Annotated in this window: 18 protein-coding genes; 12 read left to right on the top strand and 6 right to left on the bottom strand. The window is 64.8% G+C overall.

Going from position 1 to position 19,584, the window contains the following annotated elements:
- The first annotated feature begins 91 nt into the window (after nucleotides 1-91).
- Nucleotides 92-1,120, top strand: coding sequence for a porin (locus EP379_RS01225; protein WP_172600338.1), 1,029 nt, complete (start codon nucleotides 92-94; stop codon nucleotides 1,118-1,120).
- Between the two features lie 192 nt (nucleotides 1,121-1,312).
- On the opposite strand, the gene EP379_RS01220 is transcribed toward EP379_RS01225, so the two are convergent.
- The 5 genes from EP379_RS01220 to EP379_RS01200 all read right to left on the bottom strand — a co-directional run bounded on the left by EP379_RS01220 (nucleotide 1,313) and on the right by EP379_RS01200 (nucleotide 6,686).
- Complete coding sequence (locus tag EP379_RS01220) at nucleotides 1,313-1,744, bottom strand: rhodanese-like domain-containing protein (protein ID WP_127474944.1); 432 nt, start codon at nucleotides 1,742-1,744, stop codon at nucleotides 1,313-1,315.
- A 181-nt stretch (nucleotides 1,745-1,925) separates the two neighbouring features.
- A complete protein-coding gene (gene moaA, locus EP379_RS01215) occupies nucleotides 1,926-2,912 on the bottom strand; it encodes a GTP 3',8-cyclase MoaA (RefSeq protein ID WP_127474942.1) in 987 nt (328 codons plus the stop codon).
- Between the two features lie 63 nt (nucleotides 2,913-2,975).
- Entirely contained in the window at nucleotides 2,976-4,328 is a 1,353-nt protein-coding gene (locus EP379_RS01210; protein WP_127474939.1) for a sigma-54-dependent transcriptional regulator, read from the bottom strand.
- Entirely contained in the window at nucleotides 4,325-5,773 is a 1,449-nt protein-coding gene (locus tag EP379_RS01205) for a sensor histidine kinase (RefSeq protein ID WP_232023948.1), read from the bottom strand. Before EP379_RS01205 ends, EP379_RS01210 begins: the two co-directional genes overlap by 4 nt.
- Nucleotides 5,757-6,686 (bottom strand): substrate-binding domain-containing protein, encoded by a 930-nt coding sequence (locus EP379_RS01200; protein WP_232023947.1) that lies wholly within the window; start codon nucleotides 6,684-6,686, stop codon nucleotides 5,757-5,759. The genes EP379_RS01205 and EP379_RS01200 overlap by 17 nt, the downstream gene beginning before the upstream one ends.
- A 277-nt stretch (nucleotides 6,687-6,963) precedes the next feature.
- Here EP379_RS01200 and dsrO point away from each other — a divergent pair, with 277 nt between their 5' ends.
- The 11 genes from dsrO (at nucleotide 6,964) to EP379_RS01145 (ending at nucleotide 16,392) form a co-directional block, all read left to right on the top strand.
- Nucleotides 6,964-7,674 carry a sulfate reduction electron transfer complex DsrMKJOP subunit DsrO gene (dsrO, locus tag EP379_RS01195; RefSeq protein WP_127474934.1) on the top strand — a complete coding sequence of 237 codons (711 nt, stop codon included), beginning with the start codon at nucleotides 6,964-6,966 and terminating at the stop codon, nucleotides 7,672-7,674.
- Nucleotides 7,675-7,686: 12 nt separating this feature from the next.
- Nucleotides 7,687-8,547, top strand: coding sequence for an NrfD/PsrC family molybdoenzyme membrane anchor subunit (gene nrfD, locus EP379_RS01190; RefSeq protein ID WP_127474930.1), 861 nt, complete (start codon nucleotides 7,687-7,689; stop codon nucleotides 8,545-8,547).
- A gap of 31 nt (nucleotides 8,548-8,578) precedes the next feature.
- Nucleotides 8,579-11,212, top strand: a complete 2,634-nt coding sequence (locus tag EP379_RS01185; protein WP_127474927.1) for a molybdopterin-dependent oxidoreductase — start codon at nucleotides 8,579-8,581, stop codon at nucleotides 11,210-11,212.
- 77 nt (nucleotides 11,213-11,289) lie between these two features.
- Entirely contained in the window at nucleotides 11,290-12,039 is a 750-nt protein-coding gene (locus EP379_RS01180; protein WP_127474925.1) for a TorD/DmsD family molecular chaperone, read from the top strand.
- 16 nt (nucleotides 12,040-12,055) lie between these two features.
- Complete coding sequence (locus tag EP379_RS01175; RefSeq protein ID WP_172600337.1) at nucleotides 12,056-12,442, top strand: DUF309 domain-containing protein; 387 nt, start codon at nucleotides 12,056-12,058, stop codon at nucleotides 12,440-12,442.
- A complete protein-coding gene (locus tag EP379_RS01170; protein WP_127474921.1) occupies nucleotides 12,439-13,143 on the top strand; it encodes a beta/alpha barrel domain-containing protein in 705 nt (234 codons plus the stop codon). Before EP379_RS01175 ends, EP379_RS01170 begins: the two co-directional genes overlap by 4 nt.
- Nucleotides 13,140-13,574 carry a hypothetical protein gene (locus tag EP379_RS01165; RefSeq protein WP_127474919.1) on the top strand — a complete coding sequence of 145 codons (435 nt, stop codon included), beginning with the start codon at nucleotides 13,140-13,142 and terminating at the stop codon, nucleotides 13,572-13,574. Before EP379_RS01170 ends, EP379_RS01165 begins: the two co-directional genes overlap by 4 nt.
- Nucleotides 13,571-14,662 (top strand): 4Fe-4S dicluster domain-containing protein, encoded by a 1,092-nt coding sequence (locus EP379_RS01160; protein ID WP_127474917.1) that lies wholly within the window; start codon nucleotides 13,571-13,573, stop codon nucleotides 14,660-14,662. The genes EP379_RS01165 and EP379_RS01160 overlap by 4 nt, the downstream gene beginning before the upstream one ends.
- 56 nt (nucleotides 14,663-14,718) lie before the next feature.
- Nucleotides 14,719-15,156, top strand: a complete 438-nt coding sequence (locus EP379_RS01155) for a hypothetical protein (RefSeq protein ID WP_127474915.1) — start codon at nucleotides 14,719-14,721, stop codon at nucleotides 15,154-15,156.
- A 188-nt stretch (nucleotides 15,157-15,344) separates the two neighbouring features.
- Entirely contained in the window at nucleotides 15,345-15,698 is a 354-nt protein-coding gene (locus EP379_RS01150) for a hypothetical protein (RefSeq protein WP_127474913.1), read from the top strand.
- A gap of 127 nt (nucleotides 15,699-15,825) precedes the next feature.
- Entirely contained in the window at nucleotides 15,826-16,392 is a 567-nt protein-coding gene (locus tag EP379_RS01145; RefSeq protein ID WP_172600336.1) for a bacteriohemerythrin, read from the top strand.
- A 72-nt stretch (nucleotides 16,393-16,464) separates the two neighbouring features.
- Here the strand turns inward: EP379_RS01145 and EP379_RS01140 are convergent, their stop codons facing one another.
- On the bottom strand, nucleotides 16,465-19,581 hold the full coding sequence (locus EP379_RS01140) for an efflux RND transporter permease subunit (RefSeq protein WP_127474909.1): 3,117 nt from the start codon (nucleotides 19,579-19,581) through the stop codon (nucleotides 16,465-16,467).
- Nucleotides 19,582-19,584: the final 3 nt, after the last annotated feature.

Below are 19,584 nucleotides of genomic sequence, written 5' to 3'. Positions count from 1 at the left end.
CAGCGCGCCCAGAAGCGCCGCGGGTGATCGGCATGACAGAAACCGGGCGTTCGCGCCCGCACACCATCAAGAATTTATCGAGGGGCTAGAGATGAAAAAAACCATCACGTCACTGGCGGTTGCCGCCGCGCTGATTCCTTTTGCCGCCAGCGCCGATGTCGGCATCTACGGCAAGGTGCATCTGTCCGCTGACAGCCTGGATGATGGCACCGACAGCAGCACCTATCTGTCCAGCAATTCCTCGCGCTTCGGCGTGCGCGGCTCCACCGACTTCGGCAACGGCCTGAGCGGCCTGTTCCAACTGGAAGGCGGCGTAACCATGGCATCGGCAAAGGACACTGATGGCAGTGGCGACAACGATGACGGCTTCTGGGGCACCACCCGTGACAGCTACCTCGGTCTGAAGGGCGACTTCGGCACCTTCCTCGCCGGCCGCCTGCCCGCCGCCAACCAGTACGTTTACGACGCCAACCTGTTCGCCGATCAGGTCGGTGACGCCGGTAACCTGACCGGCGGTTCCTGGCCCGGCCGCGCCGACAATGCGCTGCACTATGTGACACCGGCCCTCGGCAACGTCACCGTCGCGCTGACCCACGTGATGGAGCAAGGCGTCAAGGACGGCAGTGCCAATGGCATTCGCGTCACCTTCAATATCGACAAGCTGAATCTGGGGCTGACCTGGCTCGGCTTTGACAAGGGGCTGATCGGCGGTAGCGAGGATGCCTCCGTTGCCGCGCTCAGCGCGGGCTACGACTTCGGCTTCGCCGATGTGAAGGCAATGCTGGTACAGAATACGGCCGAGGGCGGCGTGGATGGCGCCGACCGCGACATCTTCACCCTCGGCGCCGCTTTCGCCGCCGGCGCCGGCACGGCGAAGATCCAGTACACCAGTGCCGGTGAATCCGACAACGGCACGGCCGACGATGCCACCATGCTGGCGATAGGCTACGACTACCCGCTGTTCAAGAACGCCACGGTGTACGCCGCCTATGCCAAGGTGGACAACGAAGCCAACAGCAGCGCCAACCCGTTCAACTGGGGCCACGGCGCGAATCCTGGCGTCGCCGCGCCGGGCCAGGACCCGTCGGCGTTCTCCATCGGCCTCGTCTACGACTTCTGAGTTTTCCTTGGAGCCGGTCCGGCCTCTGTTGCCGGGCCGAGCTTTTTTATGTTGCACCCCACCCCTCCGTGGGATCTTGCCGGTGTGAACCCTGGTTCACACCGGCTTTTTTATGCGAGCACGAACAACACGCGCAATGAAAGAGTGTGCGCGCTGCGCGCGCCTCCTTGGAGCCTCCACCAATATCTGCTTTCAGCACTGCTCCCACGGCAGGCCGTCGTGGCGCCAGCCGTTGATGGTGCTGCGATGGTGATGCTCGTCCAGTTCGCCTTCGAATCCGCTGTCGACGTGATAGACGTTCTTCAGGCCGGCCTCCAGCAGCGCCTTGCCGGCCTCCTTGGAGCGCTTGCCGCTGCGGCAGATCAGGATCACGGGCGCGCAGCCTTCTTCGCCGTCGCATACGACACCACCCAGCAGCAGCTTGCGTACTTCCGTTACGAAGTGGGGATTCACGGTCCAGTCCGGCTCGTCGATCCAGGCGATGTGCACTGCGCCGGACGGATGGCCGACGAACAAATACTCCATGGCGGAACGGATGTCGACCAATACCGCGCGCGGGTCGTCCTGCAACATCTGCCAGGCCTGGCGCGGCGTCAGTTCGCCGAGGTGTTGGGTGATGGTCATGGTCGTGGTCCCGTAATGACGTTTATGCAGGATGCGCATGCGTAGCGCATACAGCTACGGAAAGTAGATACAAGTTGCACGTGGATGAGTGCGCTGCGTGCACGGTGGTTTGCCTTTCCAACAGCACGAGGGCAGCGGATTTCTCCCCTGGCAGCGTGGCTCTTGTATCTTGTAACTGCGTTTAACCACCCAAGGCGTACATCGGCCGCAGCGGCGCCGCCTGGGGGGCATTGAAGTCGTGCCGCTCGGGTTTGCGCAGGATGGCGGCGCGGATCAGTCCGCACAGCGCCGCGTCGTCCATCCCCGCCCGCAGCGGTTCGCGCAGCGATACGCTGTGTTCGTTGCCCAGACAAAGCACCAAATCGCCTTCGGCAGTGAGACGCACGCGGTTGCAACTGGCGCAGAAGTGGCGCGACACCGCGGAGATGACGCCGATGCGCGGGCCGCGGGCACCGACGCGGTACATGCGTGCGGGGCCGCCGGCGCCTTCGTGCTGCGGCAACAGGTCGGAGCCGAAATGCCGTTGCAGCCGCGCCATGATCTGCTCGGCGGGCAGGTGATGGCGCATGCTCCACTCGCCCTGGCCACCCACCGGCATGGTTTCGATGTAGCGCAGCTCCAGACCGCGCGCCTGGGCGAACTCCGCCATGGTGGTGATTTCATCGTCGTTGATGCCGTTCAGCGCCACCATGTTGAGTTTGATCGGCGTCATGCCGGCGGCCCGCGCCGCCTCGATGCCGCGCAGGACAGCCGTCAGATCGCCGCCGCCGGTGATGTCGGCGAAGCGTTCCGCGTGCAGGGAGTCGAGGGAGATATTGAGGCGGCGCACCCCGGCGGCCGCCAGGGCTGCCGCGTTCTTTTCCAGCAGCAGGGCGTTGGTGGACAGGGACAGGTCGCGCACCCCGGGCAGGGCGGCAATGGCACCGGCCAGTGTTACCAAATCACGCCGCAGCAGCGGCTCGCCGCCGGTCAGGCGTACCTTGTCCACCCCCATGCGGGCGAACAGGCCGATCAGACGCACCGTCTCCTCCTCCGTCAGGCGCCCGACCCGGCCGCTGCCGTGGGCCTCTTCCGGCATGCAATAGCGGCAGCGCAGGTTGCAGTGGTCGGTCAGCGACAGGCGCAGATAGGTGATGCGGCGTCCAAAGTTGTCGGTCAACGCTTGCATGGCTGTTCTCGCGGTTATTGCCTGTAAAAAACACAAGCAAAATCGGTGCCGCTCCTCACCCGGTCACTCGGCATCCTCCGACTGTACGGCCTGGATGGCGTATTTCCTCATCTTCTCCCACAGATTCTTGCGACTGATGCCGAGATAGCCGGCGGTATCCCCGATCTTCCATTGATGGGAATCCAGCGCGCGCAGGATGTAGGCGCGTTCGCAGGCGCGCATGTACTGGCCGAGATCGTCGCAGGCCGGCTGGCCCGGCGGCGGCGGTGGTGCCGGCTCATCGATGCCGCCCTCGAACAGGTCCTGCGGCATGAGGATCTCGCCGCGGGTGAGAATACAGGCGCGCTCCAGGGTATGGCGCAACTCACGGATGTTGCCCGGCCAGGGATAATCCAGCATCGCCCGCTCGGCCTCGGGGTGCAGCACCTTGCCCTCGCCGGGATGGGCAGCGGTGTACTCGTGCAGGAAACGGCGTGCAAACCACAGCACGTCCTCCTTACGCTCACGCAACGGCGGGATGCGCAGGTGGATAACATTGATGCGGTAGTACAGATCCTCGCGGAAATGCCCCTGCTCCGCCATGCACTTGAGGTCGCGGTTGGTGGCGCAGATCAGGCGCAGGTCGACCCGGATCGGCCGTTCGCCGCCGACGCGCACCACGGTGCGCTCCTGGATGGCGCGCAGCAGGCGCACCTGCATGGGCAAGGGCATTTCGCCGATCTCGTCCAGCAGCAGCGTACCGCCGTGGGCCAGTTCGAACACGCCCTTCTTGGTGCGCAGCGCGCCGGTGAAGGCGCCCTTCTCGTAGCCGAACAGTTCGGCTTCCAGCAGGGTCTCGGTGAGGGCCCCGCAATTGACCGCCACGAAGGGAGCGGCATCGCCGCTGCCGTAGTGGTGAATCAGGCGCGCCACATGCTCCTTGCCCACCCCCGACTCGCCGGTGAGTAGAATGGTATTGGCGCGCTGCGCCAGGTGCGGCAGTGACTCCTCCATGTGACGCATGGTGGGACAGACGCCCAGCGCCGGCGTCGCTTCGCCCGCGGCCGCGGTTCCGGCGGACGCGCTAAGTTCACGCACCTTCTGCACCAGATCATCCAGGTCGAACGGCTTGGTGATGTAGTCGGCGGCGCCCAGTTTGAGCAGACGCACCGCCTTGTCGATGGCGCCATATCCGGTGATGAACAGGAACGGCGGCCGCTGTGCATAGCGCTCCAGCACCTGCTCGAACAGCTGCTCGCCACTCATGCCCGGCATGCGTATGTCGCTGATGACCAGCCCATAGGCTATACGGCCGATGGAGTCGAAGGCCTCCGGGGCATTCTGGAACCAATCAACGTCGAAGCCCTCCAGCTCGAAACGGTCGCACAGCGACTCGCCCATAATGGCATCGTCTTCCACCAGACAAAGTTTGTTCACGCTTGCTCTCCATAAGGCAGGGCCACGGTGAACACGGTGTATTCCGGTTCACTATGCACACGAATATCACCACCCAACTGCTGTGCAATCTGGTAGCAAACCCACAGACCGAGACCATGCCCCTGTTCCGACAGCGGCGAGAAGGGTTCGAACAGATGCTCAATCTTTTCCGCCGGGATGTATTGGCCGTCATTGGCTATTTGCATGTGCAGGCGATGATCATCCTTCCACACCAGGCAACGCACCATACCGCCATCGTTGGCGGCATGCACTGCATTGAGCAGCAGGTTGAGCAGGGTCTGCCGCACCGGTGTCGCCGGCAAGCCGATGGGTACACGTAAATTGTTATGCCAGTCGATGCATACCGATTTCTTGCCCGCCTCCGGTGCCACCAGCGTATGAATATCCTCGATATCCTGCGGTGTCAGGGAGTGGCTACCGGCCTTGGCTTCCACCAGCAGTGCGCCCACCGTATCGCGAATTTGCAGCAGACCACGCTCCAACAACGACATGGTGCGATGGGTGCGCGGATTGTCGCAATTGCCGTGCCGCTTGAAGGTATCGATGGCGTTGAGCATGCCGCCAAGGGGATTGTTGATCTCGTGGGCGATGGACGAGGTGAGACGGCCGATGGCACTTAGCCGGTCGCCCACCACGATCTGCCGCTCCAGCGCCTGTTTTTCCTGCAACTCCGCCAACATACGGCGGAAACTGAGGCCAAGACGCCCGATTTCGTCCTGGGACTCGAACAAGTCGCAGTGCAATTGCTCCGGCGTTGTAGTACTCAGGCGCTCCATGCAGTTGGCCAGCTGCACCATGGGCTGCGCCAGGCGCCGTGCCCAATACCAGGTGATGGGCAGCAATACTGTCAGGCTGAGCAACGTCATCCAGGCCGCGCGCTTGGCGATGGTCAGAAAACGTGGCAGGAACAACGCCCGCGGATACCCCAGCACCAGACTGCCGAGGCGCACACGGTCGGAGATGATCGGCATGACCAGATAGAGATATTCCGCCAGGTCGAGATCCACGATCGCGGGAGCGACCTCACCCTGCTGCAAGGCAGCACGCTGGAGCAATGCAAACTCGGCACCTTTCGCCGCCGGGTCGGACAGCATGGGGAAACGGGTCGGCTGATTGGATACGTAGGTGTTGCCGGCCACATCCAGCACCAGAATGAGTTCGCTCTCCTGTGCGGCGCCGTCATCTACATACGGATAAGCGGCGTGGATTGCCTCGTATACTTGCCACACATCGTCATGCAGCATCGCCGGTACCAAGGTACGCACCAACAGGCGGCTCATGCCCTCGGCGTTGAACAACAAATCGCGCCGCATGTCGTCATAGGCCCGGTACATCAGCGCTGCGGTGACCAGCAGCGCCGTGACCAGGATCAGGAGACTGGAACGGATGGGAACCTTGTAGCGCAGGCTAAGGTTGTGCAACACCACCGGCCCCCCGTACCGTCAGCATCATCCGGCGTATGTCGTCGTACAGCGCCGGACTTCCCGTCGTGAATCCATCCAGGCCGAGACGCGTCAGCAGCGCCCGCCCTTCGACGTCCTGATGCATGGACAGGAGCGTAGCCTGTACCGCACGCATCGATTCCGCAGTTATGCCACGCCGCGCCACCACCGGCGGAAAACCGTACACCGGCGTGCGCGCGACCACCCGGGTACGTGAGGTCAGCTCCGGGTTGGAGCGGGACAATACATCCCATACGTATCCGTCCACGCTACCCCCATCGGCCACACCGGCGGCCACCGCCTCCACCACCTTGCGATGGGCGCCGGTGAAGAACGTGCGGCGGAAAAATGTCCCCGCGCCAAACCCCGTGTTCAGCAATTGGTGCTGGATCACCAGATAGCCGGAATTGGAGTCGATGTCCGAGTAGGCGAACAGCTTGTCGCGCAGATCGGACAGCGACCTGGTCGCGGTGTCGCGCACCGGCACGATGAGATACGCCCGGTACAGCGGTTCCCCCTGATAGAGCGGCACGGCGGTAAGCTGCAACTCGGACTGGTAGCGCACGTAGGGATAGCCGCACACCCAGGCGAAATCGAGCTTGCCTTGCAACAGCAGATCCATGATGTCGCGGTAGCTGCTGCGCTGGGTGAACATCACCGGCCGCCCCAGCCTCTTTTCGAGATAGCCGCGCCACGATTCGACGAACGAGGTCTGCTCGTCGAGAAACACCGGCGTCAGGCCGATGCGCACCGGCTCCCCCGCGGCCGCCGCCCAGGCCGTGGGCAACCACCCCGGAAGCAACAGCCAGGCGGCCACCAGTAGCCGGCGGATTTTCCGCATCACCACCCTTCGATCCTCCAGATACAGTCCGTCACGACCAAACCACCTGCTCATACCATGCCAACCCTGTCACGGCTACGTAACTGCATGCGGGCGGGGTTTGGTTACCGGCAGGAAACAACTCGCCCCCTCGAAACGTTACCGCTGCGTAACATCCTGCGCTATGGACATTACCAGACTGTAACGCCGGCCTCCAGAAACCGGGAGTTTCGCCTCTCCCGGCGTTGGCCCGCGAGTTGCAACGCTGGATACGCTGGCTGTCTGGGCAGCTGCGCCTATAACCGGGGAGGGCGCCTACGCGCCACCTTGTCCCACCAATGAGGAGCTAACAATGACTCAAGAACTGCTCATGTCGTCGACCGAGACACGGGGAAAACCCGGCGTCCGGCGCTACGCCATGGTGATCGACGTGCGCCGCTGCATCGGCTGCATGGCGTGCCAGGTGGCGTGCAAAGCGGAGTATGACGTTCCACTGGGGGTATTCCGTACCTGGGTTCCCTATCGGGTGACCGGCAAGTACCCAACCGTGAAAAAGCAATTCCTGCCGCGCCTGTGTAACCACTGCGACGATCCCCCGTGCGTACGCGCCTGTCCGGTGGGCGCCACCTACAAACTGGAAGATGGCGGCTTCGTGCTGCAGCACTATGACCGCTGCATCGGCTGCAAGGCCTGCATGGCCTCCTGTCCCTACAACGCCCGCTTCATGCTGCCGGAGCACCGCACCTACACCGATATCACCAAGGTGGTGGACAAGTGCACCTTCTGCTACCACCGCGTGATTCAGGGGCTGGTCCCCGCCTGCGTGCAGACCTGCGTCGGCCGCTCGCGCATCTTCGGCGACCTCAATGACCCCAACAGCGAGGTGTCGCAGCTGGTGGCCAAGCATGCGACCCAGGTGCTGCGACCGGAACAGGGCACCAAGCCGCACGTGTTCTACATCGGCGCCGACCGCAACCTGACCGATTATGGCCGTGCGGTCTACAAGAGGGATGAGCAGGCCGATATCGAGCGTGCCGTGTTCAACCGCAACAAGCATATCTGACGGGAGATCACCATGAACGAATACACGGTGTTTCACACGATGGCTTGGCCCAGTGCCTACGCCATCTATTTCTTCGTCATCGGCATCGCGTCGGCGCTGTTCTTCTTCTCGGCCCTGTCCTGGTTCCGTGAAGATTACTATCGGCCGCTGCGCGAGAAAGCCTTTTACGCGTCCTTCGTGCTGCTGGCAGTCGGCGGTCTGCTGTTGATCGGCGACCTTTCCCAGCCGGGCCGCTTCCTCAACACCATCAACCCGGCGTACATGAACTTCCGTTCGCCGCTGGCCTGGGGCGCGCTCAACCTGATGTCGTTCGGCCTGGTGTCGGTGCTGTATTTCTTCATGATGCGCAAGGGCGACGCGGTCAACAGCAAGCGGCTGGCCGTGATCGGCAGCCTGCTCGCTCTGGGACTGCCGATCTATACCGGCTTCGACCTCACCGTGCACCAGCACCGCCCGGTGTGGAGCACGCCGTTGATGCCGGTACTGTTCGTCGGCCTGTCGCTGCTGTCGGGCGCCGCCGTGGCCACCCTCCTGAACCAGGGCGACGAGAAGCTGGCCAGCGCGCTGCGCCGGTTGATGCTGTGGAGCGCGGGTGCGGTGGGCGCAATGCTCATTTCCCTGCTCGGCACCACCGCCTACGGCGGCGTCGGTGCGGAACTGACTTTCATGTTCCTCACCACCGGCACGCTGGGCATGATCTTCATCGGCGTGGGCATCATCGCCGGCACGGCACTCCCCATCGCGCTGTTGCTGGCGCCGTTCGGACGGCAACAGGTCGGCATGATGGCCGCTTCGGTACTGATCCTGGTGGGCGGCATGGCGCTGCGCTACTCGATCCTGTACGGCGGCCAGATCCTGCAAACCTATTACTGACGCCCGGCGTTACGAATCTGGAGGCAAAAACATGTTGAAACTCACTCGCCGTACCTTTTTGAAGGCCAGCGCCGGTACCACCGCCGCGGCCATGGCGGCACCGTCGATGCTGCGCGCCATGGAGAACGACCTGGGCGGCCGCGATATCGGACCGGTGACGCTCAAGGAGCGCCAGGCCATCCCCACCAACTGCCACGTCTGCAACATCCAGGACGGCGCCATGGCCTATATCGAAAACGGCCGCATCGTCAAACTGGAGGGCAACCCGGAACACGTGTCCACCCGCGGCCGCCTGTGCGCCAAGGGCAATGCCGGCATGTGGTACACCTATGACCCGGATCGCATCCTCTATCCCCTGAAGCGCGTCGGCAAGCGCGGTGAGGGCAAGTGGAAGCGCATCTCCTGGGACGAGGCCTACAACGAAATCGCCGCGCGCCTGGACGACGTGCTGAAGAACGGCCATCCCAACGAGATCATGCTGAAGTGGGGCCGCAACCGCACCGGTGGCGTGCTGACTCGCTTCATGCACACCCTGGGTTCGGCCACCATCATGAACCACACCTCGGTGTGCGAGTCGTCGAAGAAGGCCGGCATGGAGCATACCTGGGGTCCGGACATCGAGATGCCGGACTTCGCCAACACCAAGTACGTGCTGAACTTCGGTTCGAACGTGCTGGAGGCTGCCTATTTCCACAATCCCTTCTCGCAGCGTGTCACCGAAGGCCGTATCGACAGCAACATGAAGATCGTTACCTTCGACGTGCGCCTGTCCAACACCGCCGGTTTCTCCGACGAATGGATCCCGGTCTATCCGGGCACCGACGGCGCCGTGGCCCTGGCCCTGGGCCACATCATCCTGCGCGATGATCTGCAGGACTCGGACTTCATCGAGACCTGGACCAATGTCACCGTGCAGGAGCTGAAGGACCACTACAAGCAGTACACGCCGGAGTGGGCCTCCAAGCTGTCGGGCGTGCCGGTGGAAACCCTCGAGCGCATCGCGCGCGAGTTCGCCCTCACCAAGCCGGCAACGACGTACACCTACCGCGGCCCGGCCAAGCACATGTACGGCGCCTACAACGAAAAGGCCTGCATGATGCTGCCGATCCTCACCGGCAACATCGAGAAGCGCGGCGGCTACTGCCTGCCCCGCGGCATGGGTTACGACCAGCCGCAGCCGGTTCCGCCCAAGCCGTCCACCCCGTCCTACCTGGCCCACCCCGACGAATATCCCTTCGCCGGCCACAAGGTCAGCCACCTGGTGCCGTTCTGGATCGCCGAGGGCAAACAGAAGATCAAGGTCTACTTCTCCTATCAGGACAACCCGGTCTACACCAATCCGGGCGCCGACGCGGTGTGGGGCGAACTGTTCCGCAACGAGGAGCTGATCCCCTTCTACGTCTGCCTGACGCCGTTCATGGGCGAGGAGGCGCAGCTGGCCGACATCATCCTGCCGGACGTGCCCTACCTGGAGCGCTGGGAGCCGGAGTCCATGCCCAGCTCGCTGTGGCCGTGGCTGGCCATCCGCCAGCCGGTCATCAAGCCGCTGGGCGAGGGACGCGAGACCAAGGTCTACCTGCGTGACATCATCCACAAGCTGGACCCGGACGGCTCGCGCGGCATGAAGAAGTACTGGGACTTCAAGGACCCGGAAGAGTACATGCGCAAGCAGTTCGAGAACATTCCGGGCCTGAAGGAAGCCGGCGGCCTCGACTTCCTCAAGAAGCACGGTGTATGGCCCATCTACGGCAAGCTCAATCCCAAGACCGGCAAGATTTCCGACAAGTCCGGGCGCGAGATTGCCGCGGAATACGGCCTGCATATGAAGGAACTGTCGGCCGCCGACATGGCCGGCGCCACCGTCGATGCCCAAGGGTTCATTCACAAAAACGGCAAGATCATCGGCGTACGGCGCAAGGGCAAGAACTGCGTGGGCTTCCCCACCAGTGATCGTCTGATCCATGTGCGTGTACCGGAATGGGCCGAATACGGCTTCAACCCGATGCCCACCTTCAAGCGCATGCCCTGGCATGAGAACATGAAGGACGATGAGATGATCCTCACCACCTTCAAGCTCAACGTGCACAAGCAATCGCGTACCGCGGCGGTGAAGTGGCTGGCCGAAATCTCCCATGCCAACCCCGCCTGGCTCGGCACCGAGACGGCGGAGAAGCTGGGCATCAAGACCGGCGACCTGATCCGCATCGAAAGCGCGGTGGGCCATATCGTCACCAAGGCCCTGGTCACCGAGGGCATCCACCCGAAGGTGGTCGCCGTCTCCACCGCCCACGGCCACTGGGGCTACGGCCGCCTGGCCCAGCTCAAACTGAAGGAGGCGGCGGGCCAGTTCGGCGCGGCGGACGACCCGGACCTGAAGAACGTCTGGTGGGACGACAAGGGCGTGCACCCCAACCACATCATTCCGGCCGTCGCCGACCCCATCGGCGGCTCGCAGGGCTGGTATGACACGGTGGTGAAGGTGAGCAAGGCCAAGCCCGGCGACAAGTACGGCGACATGGTGTCCGACTGGAACAAGCACGTGCAGTTCTACAAAGAAGGCATGCGTTACACCTATGTCGGCGACATGCACCGCAAGATGCATCCGGAGATGGCCTCCTGGGCCGGACCGGACAGCGTCAAGCACAAGCCTGTCAGCGGCCATTGATGGCCATGGCGCCCGTCCCTGGCGGGACGGGCGCTCTTTTCACCGCATAACTACAATAGTCACACCGGAGGGTCAGCATGTCCGATCTGTTTACCATTCCCCTGGAAAGCGTGCGCCAGGAGGCGGTCGCGCCCGCCGCCGCCAGCGCCGAGGAATACACCGCGCGCGCCCGGCACTACCGCCTGCTGGCCGGCGCCTTCATCGAGGAACCTGGCCGCGACTATCTCGCCGCATTGCGCAGCCCGGAATCACTGCAGGCCCTGGGCGAACTGGGCGTGTCGTTCGACAGCGACTTTCTCGATCCGCCCCTGGAGCAATTGCAGGAAACCCTGGCCTGCGAATACACCGTGTTGTTCGCCTCTTCCGGCGGCTTCCCGCCGGTGGAATCGGTGCGCCTGCACGGCGGCTTCCAGCAGGCACCGTGCTTTGCCGTACGCGAGTTTTACGGCAAGGAAGGCTTTGTCGTCGGTGCAGGACGCTTCCAGGTGTTCGACGATCAGCTCGGCGTGGAGCTGCAATTCGTGGCGGCGCTGATGGACCGCATCGTCACCGCCATGGCACAGGGCGACGACAAGGAACAACGCCGCCTGGAGAAGACCGTAAAGCGTTTCTGGGCCCAGCACCTGGGCCGCTGGGTACGCGGCTATGCGACCCTGGTGGAACGCGCGGCCAGCCATTCCTTCTACCGCGAGATGGCCGCCCTGCTCGACGCCTTCGCCGTGTTCGAACTGGAACAGCTGGGTCTCGACCTGGTCGACGAGGATCAGGGCAAGCTGGAGCTGCCGCCCCTGGCCGGCGCCGACGAACCCATGCGCTGCGGCGCCTGACAACGAGGACAGCACCATGCTCCTGCTCTGGGACGAACTGGCCGACCACTGGAACAGCGGCGACATGTACACGGTGCACGACTGGATCAACGAACGCTGGTCGCGCATCATCCAGGAAAGCACCAGCGGCGAACGCGATGTGCTGGCGCGCTTCCTCCAGGCCATGGCCTTTGCCGCCCTGGCCTTCCACTTCGCCGCCGAGCGCAACGAGGAGAGCGCCGAACTGTTCGTGGACGATGCCCTGCGCACCCTGCCCGAGTTCGCCCCGGCCTATGCCGGCCTGCGCATCGGGCCGATCCTGGAGGGCGTGCGCGCGCTGCGCGACCGCCTCGACGGCAAGTCGCAGACCTTGTGGCTGGGCGCGCCGCCCCTGTCCTTCCAGACCGAACGGATCGCCGTATGAACGCCCCGCTGCCAACTGCTGCCATGCTTACCGTCGGCGTCTGGTCGGCGCCCGGCTTTGCGCTGCCCGACCATCCGCTGTTCATGGTCGACGACGAAACCGCGACACCGCTCTGCACCGGGGCGCATGTCGTCATGGAACGCGGCGCACTGGCGCGCATCGAGACACTGCTGGCGGCCGGCGCGAGCCGCGTCCTGCTGGGCGAGAAGGCACTGCTCGACACCACCATGGTCCAGGACGCCATCGCCCGCTTCGGAACCCAGCGCATCGGCCTGTGGCTGCCGGCGCGGCGCATGGCGGTGAGCTGGTCACTGGATCGGGAATCCAACGCCGACTTCAGCTTCGTCATGCCCACCTGCCCGGTGCCGCGCTGGGAGCTGCTGCTGGCAGACGGCACGGGGACCGGCACCGATGCCGCCTGGTTCGCCCGCGAAATGGCCCGGCAGGGCGTGGAACAACTGGTGATCTCGCTGCACCAGGCGACAGCGGACGACCTCGGCCTCTGTGCCGAACTGAGTGAAGAACTCGGCGACCGCCTGTGGCTGACCTTCGCCGAAGGGGGCAGCGATCCTGCGCCGTGGATAGCGCACGGTGGCGTGCGCCAGCTCATCGTGAACGCCGACGCCTGCAATGCGGTCGAACTGGAACGGCTTGCGGCCGCCGTTCCCCCGGCCGCCCCCACTACGACACAAAACGGATGAAATCAGCGCCCGCCCTCTTCTTGCTCCTGTTATCCACCGGCGTGCCCGCCGCCGAACTGGCCGACAACACAATCATGATCAAACTGATGGACGATTATGGCCTGCGCCTGCAACTGATCGACGCCCGCACGGCCACACCGGTAACCGCGCTGGCCGGCGCGGCGATCTATCGCCCCACCACGCGCACCCGCCCCGGTGTGGCCCTGGTGATCGGCGACAGCGACGAGCAGGCGCTGGCCATCGCCGGCGCGCTGGAAAAGCGCGATGCCGGGGTACGCGCCTATGCCGCGGCAGGCGGCGCTGCGGCCTATGAAGCGGCACGCGAGGCCTATCTCAACGCACCGGAGGAAGATACCTCGTCCTACGGCTTCGTCATTCCACGGGATACCTGCCAGCCCGGCGAACCTGCCCACGTCTTCGAGGCCCAATGAACTCGCCCGCCCCCAACCTGAGCGCCTATCCGCGCACCCACGCCACGCGCTGCACGCGCTATCGCTACCGCTACAGCGCGTGCGACAACTGCGCCGCCGCCTGCCCGCACGAGGCGCTGACGCTCACCGAAGAAGGCTTCGAACTGAAGCACGAGCGCTGCCAGAACTGCGGCCTGTGCGCCAGCGCCTGTCCCACCGGCGCCCTGCAGGCGGAGAACATGCCCTGGCGCGACTGGCTGGAGTTGTCGCGTCAGGACCATCAATTGACCCTCGCCTGTGCGCCGTCCGATCGCGCGGCCCCGGCCATCGCGCCCTGCCTGGGCGCCCTGGACCCGGTCACCTTGGCCGCCCTGCTGGCGCGCGGCACCCGGGTGGAACTCGTCGGCCACGACCACTGTGCCGCCTGTGTCCACGGCGCCACTGGCGCCGCGGCCCTGGCGCAGCTGCTCGACGCGGTGGCGCAACTGCGCGCCGCCGCCCCCGAGGCGCGCTGGGGCGAACTGACCCTGGCCGATGCCGCCCCCGAGGCCGTCAAGGCGCAACCGCAACGGCGGCAGTTCTTCCGCCGCCTGTTCGGCCGCGGCCTCGACCAGTTGCAACAGCCACAGCAGGATCAGGCGCCGGCACCGGCCCGGGCCATACGCGCCGCCGCGCCCTTCCTGCCGTCACGGCGCGAATTGCTGCAGGCGCTGCTCGTCAACGGCGCCGGCGAGCATGCCACCTTGCCCGCCCATCCCGCCCTGCCGGCGGGCGTGCCGGTGATCGACCCCGCCGCCTGCACCGCCTGCGACAGCTGCGGCCGTGTCTGCCCCACCGGCGCCCTGCTGGCCGGCGAAACCGTGACCGCCTGGGTGCTGCGCCTCAACCCGCCGCGCTGCGTCGGCTGCGGCGTGTGCGTGGAGAGCTGCCACCGCGGCGCCCTGCGCCTGGCCGAAACCATCGCCGCCACCGCCGCGGTGCGCGACCTGCACATGGTGCCGCGGCGGCGGTGCGAGCGTTGCGGGCGCCTGTACGTGACCGCGAACCCCGGCGCGGGGTGCCCCGTGTGCAACGATGACAACGACAGCTTCAGCGCCATCTTCGGCTGACGAAACCGACTGCCGCACCATTCAAATCAACGAGCGAGACCATCAGGAGAACCTTCATGCAATGGGACTTCACCCCGGAAGAGGTCGTCAAAGGCGAGGTTGGCTACGGCCTGGAGCAGTTCCGGAATGACCTGGCGGAAGAGGTGCGCGCCAATCTCGGCACCGACGACCCGGCCGCCCTGCAGCAGTCCTACGACCTGATCTACGACATGTGCTACTGGCTGGCCACCGGCCGCGACTTCGCCGCCTTCGCCGCCACCCTGCCGGAAGAAACGCCGCTGGATGTGCATGTATTGCAACCCATCAAGGAATACATGCGCGACAACATCACCATGCTCGGCGCCATCCTGCAGCGCATGATCATGGACGGTGTCGAGACCGGCATGCCGCTGGAGCAGGCGCTGAACTCCGCTGCCGAACGGCACGCCCGCATCGTCCACACCGGCCCGGCCAATCTCACAAGATGTTCGTCGGGCGGATTGTCGCCGGCATAAATCCCCCCCTGGGCAAACAGCGTACTGTTTTTGCGCCGCCGCACCGGCGGCCGCCTCCAGTGCACATCCTTCAGGCACGCCAAACACCGGTTTGACGGAGCACACAATTTCACAAACGCGGTCACGCGCGCCTCCCTGGGCAAGGACTATAGTGATATGGCCTATCTGCCAACCTACAGGAGCGCATCATGAACAAAGGAAAGGTTTTCGCACTGATTCTGGCCCTCGCCCTGCCCGGCAGCCTGCTCGCCGCCGGCCCCGGCGGCGGCGGTGGCGCGGGCGGCAGCATGCCGGCCAAGGGCATGGAGCGGGACATGGATCGTGACCGGGATCAGGAAAAATACCGCGCCAAGGATGTCGAGAAGGACAAGGAGAAGGCCAAGGCGAAAGCCAAGGCTGACGGCGAGGACAAGAGCCAGGGTATCGGTGAGCAGGTCCGGGAACAGGCCCACAGCCAGGAACGGGACAAGGACGGCCTGGGCGACCAGGTGCGGGAGCAGGCGCAGGACCGCGACAGACGGCGGGATCAGTCGCAGCAGTAACACCTCTTCCACGCGGGGGCTTGATGCAGATCAAGTCCCCGCGTCCAGCCATTACCCACAATGGCCACAAGTGCGAAAGGCCATTCCGGCCGCATCATCTATTGCCTACTCCATGGGGGAAACATCAATGAACAAGCAATGGAGCATGTTCGGCCTGGCCCTGCTGCTGCTGGTCATCATCACCGCCATCCTGCTCGGCTTCATGGTCAGCCTGACCAATCCGGTATCCTGGACCCTGATCGTGGTGCTGGCCCTGGTGCCCTACATCCACAAGCGCATCGTCGCCAACCGCTTTGTCGAATGGCGCGACGCCTACAGCGTCGGCATCGAGGCCATCGACAACGATCACAAGAAACTGTTGAACCTGATCAATCAGCTACAGACCGCGGCCCACTACCAGACCGATCCACAGTACGAGCGCGAGGCCTTCGATGCCCTGGTGGACTACACCAAGACCCACTTCAAGCGCGAAGAGGATCTGATGCAGACCCACGGCTATCCCACCTATGCAGAACACAAGGGCGAGCACGAGGCCATGATCGCCAAGGTGAACGAGCTGATGCAGCGCTACCAGGCCAGACCGCACGAAACCATCGAGGAGGCCGTGCAATTCCTCAAGAAGTGGCTCATCGGCCACATCAACGGCACCGATCAGGGCTACAGCCAGTTCCTGCGCGACAAGGGCGTGCGCTAAGGCTGCTGCACCGTCGGAGCCCACTCCGTGAGCGAAGCTGCGCCCAGACCGGCCGCCGGGAGGCCCCGGCTCCTACGCTTGTTCTGATGCCCTGCCGCGCCAAGCGGCCAGGCGCTCCGCCCACCGCTCGTGCCACGACAGCAGCGCCGGGATCACCCCCAGCACCAGCACGGTGGCAAAGGCCAGACCGAACACCAGCGAGATCGCCATCGGGATCAGGAATTGCGCCTGCAAGGAGCGCTCGAACAGCAGCGGCACCAGACCGACGATGGTGGTCAGCGAGGTCAGCAGCACGGCGCGCAGGCGCTGGCAGGAGGCCTCGACGATGGCCGTGTCCGTATCCATCCCCTCTTCGCGCAGCGTCTGGTAGAAGCTCACCAGGATGATGGAGTTGTTGACCACGATGCCGGTAAGGCCGAACAGCCCGAACAGTGACAGGATGGTCAGTTCCATTCCCATCACCCAATGCCCCACCACCGCGCCGAGCAGGCCGAAGGGGATGATCGCCATCACCACCAGGGGCCAGCCGTAGGAACCAAACACCCAGGCCAGGGTGACGTAGATCATCAGCAGGGCGAACACCAGACCCATCCGCATGTCGCCGATGGTCTCCGCCTGATCGGCGGCGCGGCCCTGGAATGAATAGTCGATGCCGTAGCGCGCCACCAACTGCGGCAACACGTTTTCCTGCAACGAGGCGATGACGCGGCCGGCATTGTTCTGCGCGCGATCGACATCGCCGAACACATTCACGGCCAGGCGGCCGTCGGCGTGGCGCAGCGCCTCGAAACCCTGGCGCGCCACCAACGCGGCGACAGTGCCGAACGGCAGGCTGCGCCCATCGGGCAGAACGATGGCGAAGCGCTCCAGGCTGCTCATGCGGTGGCGCTCGTTGTCCGGCAACACCACGCGCACCTCGATCTCGTCCAGACCGTCCTGATAGATCTGCGCGATACGGCCGTCGTAGGCGGCACGCAACTGCCGGCCGACGGCCTCTACCGTCAGTCCCGCCGCGCGCCCTTCCGGCGTGAGGCGATAGATAAGCTGCTCGCGCCCGAAGGGCATGTCGTCTTCCACCGCCGACACACCGGGATAGTCGTTCAGCACCTCGGCGAGATCCAGCGCCGCCGCCTTCAGGGTGGCGGCGTCGGCACCGGTGAGGCGGATCTCCAGGTCGCGCCCCGGCGGCCCGCCGATGCGCGCGCCGACCGCGAAGGTCTCCAGTCCGGGCACGCGTGGCAGGCGCGCCTCCCAGGCGCGAATGAACTCGGCATTGCTCACCTCACGCCGATCCGGTGAAGTCAGTTCCACCAGCACCGCACCAAAGGCATCGCCGCTGCGTTCGGAGCCGGGACCGACGGCGATCACGCTGCGCAGGCGCGGCACCGCCGTCTGCACGATGCCGCCGCCGAATTGCGCATCGGTTTCCCACAAGGCGCGGTGCACATCTTCGACAAAGCGCTCCACCCGCTGCGGTGGTGTGCCGGCAACGAAGGACACGTTGGCATAGAGGATGGTGCTATCCGGTGACGGGAAGAAGGTAAAACCGAGGCGGCCGCCAGCGAGCAGGCCGAACGACAGGATCAGCAGCGCCAAGGTACCGCTCAGCGTAATACCGCGGTTGCGCACCGACCACTGCACCGCACGGCGGAAATGGTGGTCGCGGAATCGGTCGAAGGCAGCGTCGAAACGCATGCGGAACGGCCCCGGCACATAAGCATCCATGTTCTGCAGTGTCTTGCCGAGCTGCGCCGGCAGGATCAGGAAGGTGATCACCAAGGTAGCGAGGATCACGCAAATCACCACCAGCGGGATGTCGAACAGGATCTGGCCGATGATGCCGCCGATGAGCATCAGCGGTATGAACGCCGCCACGGTGGTGATCGACGACGACATCACCGGCGAGAACATGCGGTGTGCCGCCTCTTCCGCCGCGTGCAGCGTGCTGGCGCCGCGCTGGTGCAAGGTGTAGGCGTGCTCGCTCACCACGATGGCATTGTCGACGATCATGCCCAGCGCCATGATCAGACCGAACAGGCTGATCATGTTGACCGAGCCGCCCACCAACCAGAGCACGGCGAGAGCCGCCGTGAACGATACGGGAATGGTCAGCGCCACGCGGCCGGCGAGGCGGCCACTCAGGAACAGATAGAGCATGCCGAGCACCAGCACCAGACCACCGAGACCGTTGCTGAGCAGCAGGTCGATGCGCTCGGCGATCAGTTCCCAGCTCTGGTCGTAGAGCTTCACGTCGACCCCGGCCGGCAGGCGCGGCCGCCCCTGTGCCATCCACTCGGCGACGCTACGCGCCGATTCCAGTGCATCGGCGCTCTCGCTGCGCTGCAACAGCAACTCCACCGCCGGCTTGCCGTTGTGGAAGATCAGTTGCTGGCCGTCGCGCGGCCGCCGCTCGATGGTCGCCACATCGCCCAGCGTCACCAGGCCGTGCTGCGCATCGCCACGCAGCGGGATCCCGGCAAAGCCCTGCAGCGTGCGGCGCTGCTCCAGGCTGCGCAACTGATGCGCCACATCGTCCCGCCCCGCCATGCCGGCGGGCAGGTCGCGGCTGGTGCGTGCGACGCTGTCGGCCACGGCATCCAGGCTCATTCCCAGTTCGAGCAGGCGCGCCGTCGGCACCTGGATCGCCACCTCTTCCTTGGGCAGGCCGTTGAACACCACGCGGGCGATACCGTGGCTCAGCAGTTCCTGCTCGATGCGCCGCACCACCGGCCGCAGCTCGCGCAGGTCCGCCGGTCCGCTCACCAGCATACGGCCGATGTCCTCGTAGCGGATCACGCGGGTGATGATTGGCTCTTCCGCCGTCTCCGGCAGGTTGCGCCGCTGCGCCACCAGGTCCTTCACCTGCTCCAGCGCCAGCGCCATATCGGTCTTGGGATAGAACTCCAGCGTGATGGCCGAGACGCCGATGGCCGAAGTGGAGGACAGCAGCTTGAGGTTGTCTACCGTGCGCAGGTCCTGCTCCAACGGTACGGTGATACCGCTCTCGATGTCTTCCGCCGAGGCGCCCTGCCACACCACACGCACGGTGATGTAATTGAGGTCGAAACTGGGCATGAACTGCGTGTTCAGCTTCTGCAACGCCCACACGCCACCGAGCACCATCAGCAGCATGAGCATATTGGCCGCGACGCGGTGGCGCGCGAACAGACCGATCAGGCCGTGACTCATCGC

Origin of the sequence: Sulfurivermis fontis (genome assembly GCF_004001245.1) — a bacterium.
Taxonomy (GTDB): domain Bacteria; phylum Pseudomonadota; class Gammaproteobacteria; order Thiohalomonadales; family Thiohalomonadaceae; genus Sulfurivermis; species Sulfurivermis fontis.
Note: the sequence above shows the minus strand (reverse complement) of the source record. Positions and strands in the feature narration are given on the sequence as shown.

Bases quoted from the DNA above. Each gene is read 5' to 3' on its own strand.
- EP379_RS01185 (WP_127474927.1), top strand. From the start codon at position 8,579: ATGTTGAAACTCACTCGCCGTACCTTTTTGAAGGCCAGCGCCGGTACC.
- moaA (WP_127474942.1), bottom strand. From the start codon at position 2,912: ATGCAAGCGTTGACCGACAACTTTGGACGCCGCATCACCTATCTGCGC.
- EP379_RS01180 (WP_127474925.1), top strand. From the start codon at position 11,290: ATGTCCGATCTGTTTACCATTCCCCTGGAAAGCGTGCGCCAGGAGGCG.
- EP379_RS01160 (WP_127474917.1), top strand. From the start codon at position 13,571: ATGAACTCGCCCGCCCCCAACCTGAGCGCCTATCCGCGCACCCACGCC.
- EP379_RS01165 (WP_127474919.1), top strand. From the start codon at position 13,140: ATGAAATCAGCGCCCGCCCTCTTCTTGCTCCTGTTATCCACCGGCGTG.
- EP379_RS01225 (WP_172600338.1), top strand. From the start codon at position 92: ATGAAAAAAACCATCACGTCACTGGCGGTTGCCGCCGCGCTGATTCCT.
- EP379_RS01200 (WP_232023947.1), bottom strand. From the start codon at position 6,686: ATGAGCAGGTGGTTTGGTCGTGACGGACTGTATCTGGAGGATCGAAGG.
- EP379_RS01155 (WP_127474915.1), top strand. From the start codon at position 14,719: ATGCAATGGGACTTCACCCCGGAAGAGGTCGTCAAAGGCGAGGTTGGC.
- EP379_RS01170 (WP_127474921.1), top strand. From the start codon at position 12,439: ATGAACGCCCCGCTGCCAACTGCTGCCATGCTTACCGTCGGCGTCTGG.
- nrfD (WP_127474930.1), top strand. From the start codon at position 7,687: ATGAACGAATACACGGTGTTTCACACGATGGCTTGGCCCAGTGCCTAC.
- EP379_RS01220 (WP_127474944.1), bottom strand. From the start codon at position 1,744: ATGACCATCACCCAACACCTCGGCGAACTGACGCCGCGCCAGGCCTGG.
- EP379_RS01150 (WP_127474913.1), top strand. From the start codon at position 15,345: ATGAACAAAGGAAAGGTTTTCGCACTGATTCTGGCCCTCGCCCTGCCC.
- EP379_RS01145 (WP_172600336.1), top strand. From the start codon at position 15,826: ATGAACAAGCAATGGAGCATGTTCGGCCTGGCCCTGCTGCTGCTGGTC.
- EP379_RS01140 (WP_127474909.1), bottom strand. From the start codon at position 19,581: ATGAGTCACGGCCTGATCGGTCTGTTCGCGCGCCACCGCGTCGCGGCC.
- EP379_RS01175 (WP_172600337.1), top strand. From the start codon at position 12,056: ATGCTCCTGCTCTGGGACGAACTGGCCGACCACTGGAACAGCGGCGAC.
- dsrO (WP_127474934.1), top strand. From the start codon at position 6,964: ATGACTCAAGAACTGCTCATGTCGTCGACCGAGACACGGGGAAAACCC.